This window comes from Amphibacillus indicireducens, from assembly GCF_039539605.1.
In the GTDB taxonomy this organism is placed as follows: Bacteria; Bacillota; Bacilli; order Bacillales; family Amphibacillaceae; genus Amphibacillus; species Amphibacillus indicireducens.
Map to the genome: position 1 here is coordinate 1 of NZ_BAABDL010000172.1, position 607 is coordinate 607.

Annotated in this window: 1 protein-coding gene; it reads left to right on the top strand. The window is 39.4% G+C overall.

What is annotated here, in order from left to right; genetic code table 11:
- The coding region (locus tag ABD814_RS13240; protein ID WP_344914213.1) for an IS1634 family transposase at positions 1-588 on the top strand (588 nt) is incomplete at its 5' end.
- Positions 589-607 lie beyond the last annotated feature (19 nt).

Genomic DNA, 607 nt, shown 5'->3' on the forward strand with positions numbered 1-607 from the left:
AAAGTGAAAAAATCACTTGAGAAGCCGAACCAAATCAAGTCTCAGTTAAAACGAGGACGTAATCAATACATTGCGCTGGATGCAGATTTGGATTCTGTCCATTTGGACGAAGAACGAATCGCATACCAGCAACAGTTTGATGGATACTACGCTGTCATCACCAATCAATTAAGCTATACAACACAAGAAGTAACCGACATATACGGCGGTCTTTGGCAGATAGAAGAGAGTTTTCGAGTACTCAAATCTGATTTAAGAGCACATCCTGTCTATGTGTGGACAGATGAACATATACATGGACACTTCGTTTTATGTTTCTTGAGTTTCTCTTTGATGCGATACGCACAGTATTTGATTCAAAAGAAGACCCATCAATCTCATTCTGGAAAAGTATTGTGTCATGCATTCAACGAACCTATGGTGTTGGTTCAAGGCGATTATCCAGTGGTCACAGTTACGCCAACAAATATTCCGTCCGCATATTTCGATGTGATGAAAAGCTTGGATATGCCAAGCTTATCTACTAATATGACCTTGGCAGAGTTTAAGAAGGTCACGAAGCTTGATTTAGCCCTCAATTATCAATAAGTGGACAGATATTTCTATT